The organism is Pseudomonas imperatae, from assembly GCF_057128625.1.
In genome coordinates, this window is sequence record NZ_JBSKHP010000038.1 from 53,107 (window position 1) to 58,772 (window position 5,666).

General features: G+C 67.2%; 5 protein-coding genes. All 5 read right to left on the reverse strand.

Features of this window, described 5'->3' with window-relative positions; translation table 11 throughout:
* Nucleotides 1–209: 209 nt before the first annotated feature.
* Genes tssE through tssA form a run of 5 tightly spaced genes read right to left on the reverse strand, consistent with a single transcriptional unit; the run spans nt 210 to nt 5,559 of the window.
* Nucleotides 210–644, reverse strand: a complete 435-nt coding sequence (tssE, locus tag ACWKWX_RS30525) for a type VI secretion system baseplate subunit TssE (RefSeq protein WP_483829688.1) — start codon at nt 642–644, stop codon at nt 210–212.
* A 3-nt stretch (nt 645–647) separates the two neighbouring features.
* Entirely contained in the window at nt 648–1,184 is a 537-nt protein-coding gene (gene tssJ / locus ACWKWX_RS30530; protein WP_416424644.1) for a type VI secretion system lipoprotein TssJ, read from the reverse strand.
* A complete protein-coding gene (gene tssG, locus ACWKWX_RS30535) occupies nt 1,165–2,232 on the reverse strand; it encodes a type VI secretion system baseplate subunit TssG (protein WP_483829689.1) in 1,068 nt (355 codons plus the stop codon). The genes tssJ and tssG overlap by 20 nt, the downstream gene beginning before the upstream one ends.
* On the reverse strand, nt 2,196–3,965 hold the full coding sequence (tssF, locus tag ACWKWX_RS30540; RefSeq protein WP_483829690.1) for a type VI secretion system baseplate subunit TssF: 1,770 nt from the start codon (nt 3,963–3,965) through the stop codon (nt 2,196–2,198). Before tssF ends, tssG begins: the two co-directional genes overlap by 37 nt.
* A gap of 22 nt (nt 3,966–3,987) precedes the next feature.
* Nucleotides 3,988–5,559, reverse strand: a complete 1,572-nt coding sequence (tssA, locus tag ACWKWX_RS30545; RefSeq protein WP_483829691.1) for a type VI secretion system protein TssA — start codon at nt 5,557–5,559, stop codon at nt 3,988–3,990.
* Nucleotides 5,560–5,666 lie beyond the last annotated feature (107 nt).

Below are 5,666 nucleotides of genomic sequence, written 5' to 3' on the forward strand. Positions count from 1 at the left end.
GCGTCCAATGGCGCTGCGTATCTCCAAAGGTGTACCGCGCCGTGGCCGGACGCAGCCTTCGGCAGCTGCTACGGGGGCGCATCGCGGCCAAGGCCGGCTCCTACCCCGCCCAGCCAACGCGGTGTCTGTAGCAGCGGCCGAAGGCCGCGTCCAATGGCGCCGCGTATCTCCAAAGGTGTACCGCGCCGTGGCCGGACGTCGCGGTTTCGTTACGTGAGGCCATCCAGCCCCCTCAGATGACGAACCAGCACCCTGCCCTCCGGCCCCAGGTGCAGGCCGAAGCGGGTATGCGTGCCGCCCTTGAGTTGCACGCTCAGCCCGTACTCGAGATGACCCGGAAGGCGTTGGGGTAACAACTGGATATCGATGGCCGCCAGGCGTGGCTCGTACTTGAGCAGGGTTGCGGCCATGTTGCCGATTAGCCCATGGGCGGTGGCAGGCAGGCCTTGAAGAACAAGGCCCATGTCCGGCAGGCCATAATCGGGCAAGTGGCTGAGTGCCCCCGCACGGCTATTGAGGATGCGCTGCAGGTTGTCGAGCACTGACAGCGTCGCCTGGTCCGGCTCGGCGACAGCGTGCAGGTCCAATTCACCGTCGAAGTTCTGCAGCAGTCGTTCATAAAGCGAAGCGCCCGAATCGCCCATGGGCTACTCCTTGTCCAGCGCGCGCAATCTCAAGCGGTTATCCCCCAGCTCGACCACGCGAGCCTGGTCGGGCAGCAACTGGTCACGGCGCAGCGTGAGGCGCCAGGTGTGAAGGCGGTCGTCTGGCTCACGGAACAGCGCCACCAGCGCGACAAACTGCGTCTCCTTGGCCAAGGGCACATTCAGCTGCGCACCGCTGCCGGGCTTGAGCACCAGCCCGTGCTCATCCAGCAGATCGTCACGCAGCAGCGCCTCACTGTCGGCCGCGATCGCGTCGTAGCTGGCCTTTTCCAGCACCATGCGATCGCGCAGCTGATACACGCGCACCTGGGTCGGCACCGACAGCGCACGCATGTCGCGCCCCTCGGGGTTCATTGCGGTGCGGGCGTCGAGGTCCAGGCGCAGGGTCTTCACCTGTTTGTGGAAGATCGCCCGGGCGGTGGACGCCGTACCGTCGCTGACCGCCTGGGTCAGGCCACATCCACCCAGCAGCGTGAAGCAGCTGGCCAACAACAAACGGTTAAAAAGTGTACGCGACATGCTCGGTTGTCCTGTGGTGCGGGTTAGGGTGCAGGCCGTGGTAGCGGCCCAGGTTGATGGTCACGGGGGCTGGGTTGACGCTGCCCAGCACGCAGGTCATGCCGAGCAACACGCCAGCACCGCCCAACAAGGGCGGGGGCAACAACGGCGGCGTGAGGGTCAGGCACAACCGGGCGGTACAGCGCCAGCCCAAGTACACCCGCAGCAGCACCAGCACGTCGGTGTGCAGCGGTGCGCCTGGCAACCAGCCGCGCGCCTCCTCCGGGTCTGGCGTGCACAGGGTCAGCAACAGCTGGCTATTGCCATCGAGGCCGATGCCCCCCAGCGGCGTGCCTTCGGCCAGGCTCACCGGCTGGCTGCGAACAAGCCTCCCAGGCCTTGCCAGCGCCACTTTCAAGGGCCAATGCGGCGTGACGAACACCTGCGTCCGCGGCGCCAGCAGCGTCACCAGCGCGCGAATGCCTTCGGCGTTGCGGGTGGGCAGGCGCATCACCCCCAGCAGCGCCAGGAAGCGCGACACCGGCGTGGCGATGTGCCGGGCCGTGCCCGGAATGCCCAGCCCGACCAGGCCCAGCAGGCATTGCGAGGTGGCATCGCTGCCGCCCGGCTCGAACGTGGCGGGGTACGAATACTTGCGCCAGATGCGGTAGAACTGGGTGAAGATCCGATGGTTGAAGATATCCAGGAAGCCTTCCAGCGCCTCATGCCCTTCGCGCCGCTGGGCGATGTCATCCAGGTAGGCCGTGGGCAGTGGCGAGTCCACGCCATACAGCCCCAGCACCCGGGTGCGTACCGTGGCCGGGTGTTGGCCGCCGGCCTCGATGGCCTTGAGTTCGCCGGCCGGGAACCCCATGCCGGGGTCAGGGCGAAAACGCACCGGGTCATCGCCAGGCCGCGCCGTGCTGCCCAGCGGCGGCCGCCCAGGCGCCGCGTGCTCCAGCCACTGGCAGAAGCGGTAGACGCTGGCTTCCGATACGCGCTCGCGCAGGACGTCAAGCAGCGCCTCGACGTTCAACCGGGGATCCGCTGGCTGTGGTTTTCGCTCCATCGCAGGCACTCCCCGGTAGGTTGCAGGACCAGCGTCAGCTGGATGAACAGATGGATATCGGCGTACAGCGCAAAGAAACGGTTGAGCATTTCGCCGAACAGGCTGATATCGCCTTCACCGCAAAAACCGTTGCTGTCCAGGGTCACTTCGATGTCCACGCCGCGGCGCAGGAAGCCCTTTTCAAACCGCTGGATCAACCGGTGCCTTACATCGACGATGGCTTCCAGGCGCCGCCGATTCAGTTCGCTGCCGGTCCATTCGTACAACGCCAGGGTGCCGCGCAGCACCTCGGCGCTATCGAGCATCGGCAGGAAGTTGGAACCCAGGTGGCTGAGCACCCGCCAATGAAAGCGGTCGCGGTTGGGCGGATAGCACGGCAAGGTCGGCGCGCACAGGTTGCGCACCTTGAACCCCGCGTGGGGAGCATGCACGGCGGTATCGAGCAAGGTGCTCTGCAAGGCCTTGCGCGGCAGCTGGCCGTGGGTGCCGGTCAGGCGCAGGGACAGGCTTTCATTGTGGCTTAACCGCGCCTGCTCGAAGTCTTCGCCGCCCAGCACCAGCCAGGTGTCGTGGAGGCCGTTGGCACCGCGTTTCAACCGCGTGTGGAAGTAGCGTTCCGGCGCCTGCTCGCGCAGCATGCCGCCCTTGTGGCGAAAGCTGCTGAAGGGCACGAACGCCTGGCGCTCGCCGTCCACCGTACTGCTCACCTCGTCCACCGAATAAATCTCGGTATGGCCGTCCTGCAGGCGCTTGGCACGCAGCAGGTAATCGGTCTGCAAGGGGTCCACCAGCAATGGGTCCGACTCCAGTTCGAACAGGTTGATCACGGGGACCGCGTGCAACCGCAGGTGTTCGCGGCTCAACGCCAGATGCGGGGGCCAGGCCTGCTTGAGCTCCACCTCCAGCTCGAACCACGGCGCCTCCGGGGGCAAGCGCACGTGCTGCAAGCCGCGCAGGGTGACGAACATGAACTTCTCGCGGAAGGTGAAATACTCCAGCAGCAGTTGGTAGCCACTGAAGGCGCTGTCCCCTTTGGGCCACAGGCGATCGTCCTCGGCGAAGCCCTTGGCGGCGAACGTCATCGCCACCGCCTGCCGCGTCGGCTCGCCAGGCAAGCGCAGGTAGACGTCCCGGGCATTGAGGGTCAGGGCGTGGTGCAGGGCGGTGGCCAGTGCGGCATCGGCGTTCAGGTACAACGGCAGCTCCGCCAGGTCCATGGCTGCCCAGGCGGCCATGGCCCCGCGGGCAAACCGCAGGCACACCATCGAACGACCATCAGCGACCTGGGCCACCCGCAAGGCTTCCAGCGCCAAGGGCCGCAAGGTCAGCGCCTGGGTGGTGGTGTAGCGACAACGCGTGCGCTGTGGCCCCACGGGCTGCGACAGTACTTCGAAGCCCGTGGCGAGTGGCTCGCTGCGGCTCAGCTGCCCCAGGTCGGGCGCCAATTCCACGATCGAGAGCGAAGGAATGGTCCGCAGGTAATGGGGCCAGAGCAGGCTGACCAGCCCCTCGGTCAGTTCCGGCAGGTCATCGTCGAGCTTCTCGCGCAGGCGCCCCATCAGGAACGCGAAGCCTTCGAACAAGCGCTCCACGTACGGGTCCTGCGCGCCTGGCTTGTCCAGATTCAGGTGGGCGGCGCGGTCCGGGAACGCGTCGGCGAACTCCTTGCCCGCCTCGCGCAGGTAGCGCATCTCGGCGTCAAAGTAATGCAGGGTCAGGTTGTCCAGGCTCATGGCACGTCTCGTGTGTAAAGGGTCAACCGCACAGCACCGCGGCGCGGACGGGGTCGATGGCCACCAGCGAGGCCAGCAAGGCCTCCATGCGTCGCGCCAGGGCGGGCTTGTCGACGTCACTGCGCTGGGCTTTCATGCGCAGCAGCTTGAGCAACCGCGCCTTGGTCTCGAACACCAACTGCGGCTCCCATTGCACCAGGAGCTGGCGCTGCGCGACCTGTTCCAGTTCGCCCAACAGGTGCACGGCCAGTTCGTGCTTGCCGTACTGCTCGGCTACCCGCGCCATCAGCAGGCGCAGCAACCAGCGCTCGCGCCCGCCGTGCGCCTCTGGCCGCGCGGCCAGCCACGCCAGGGCCAGTTCTACCCCCTGGCTTTCGGCCTGGGCCAAGACTTCGTCCTGCAGGGCCAGGATGTCGTCCTGTTCCGCGACGGGCGCCGCCGCCAGCCACTGGGCCGGACGGTTGCCGCTGACCTGCTGGCTGATCCACTCGCGGGTGGTCTCATCGGCAAACGCGCTGCCGTCGCCCCAGCGCAGTTGCTCCAGGCCCGGCAGGCGCTCGAGCAGCATGCCCAGGTCACGCTGGACGATCTGCGCCCAGGCGTCCCGGGGCGCCGGCTGCCTGGCCAGCGCCTGGCACAGGTACCATTGCAGGTCCAGCCAGAAGTGGTTGACGGCTTCGGCGTACACCCGCTCCACCAGCTCCAGCAGTTCGTCCCAGCGCTGCTGCACATACAGGCGCTTGAGTTGCACGCGATAATCGCCACGCGGGGCGGCCAGGCGCGTATTGCCATGGGTGTCTTCGGGGGGAGTCTGGTGCACGGTGTCCCAGCGCACGCTTTTCATCAGTCGGTGCGCCGCCAGCCAGCCTTGGGGTTGATCACGCAGGTAGGTGGCCAGGGCGCGGGCGCTGTCCAGCAGGTCACGGCCGGACTTTATCGCCACGGGCGCTGCCAGCCCTCCTCCCCCACCGGCCCCGGCGCTGTGCTGCGGCACCACGGCATCGACACCCCCGGAGCGCGCCAGGCGCGCCAACAGCGCGTCGTACAGCGCGCCCAACTGCGGGCGCTCATCTTCCGGCCAAGCCTGCAGGCCATGTTCAAGCCACACCAACGCGGCCACCGTGCGCTCAGCCTCGGCCCTGACTACCTCGGGGTACAGGGACAAGCTGCCCAGCAGCTTGTCTGCCGTCAGCCACTCCAGGGCCAGTTTGCGGCTGGTGGGCCGCGCCGGGAGCAGCGCCGTGCCAAAGCGCGCCACCATGGCCGCCAGCAAGGCCAGGCCATCGGCCAGCCCCGCTTCGCCGTCGCGCTGCAGGCGCGCCCACAGGCAATAGGTGGCCACCCGCAGGTCCTTGCACCTATGGGTCAAGAGCTTTTCCCCCAGGCAGATCACCTGCTCGGTGTCGGCGCCGGACAGTTTGTTGACCTCCTCGCGCAGGCACTGGAAATCATCGTCGTAACTGGGGTCGTCGCCAGTCGGCAACTGCTGGCTGACAGGCTGTAGCCAGGCGTGCCAACGGCCGGCCTGTTCGCGCCCCAGGGCCAGCGCATCGCGGTCCCCCAGGCAAGTGGTACGCAATCCTTGCAGACTCATTCAACACCTCCAGTGGATGCCTGGCCGTTGTCCGCCAGGAAAATTCGCGGCGGCAAACTGAAGCCGCGCAGCGTGAGCAGCGCCAGCGGCCCTGCGCCCAGTTCCGT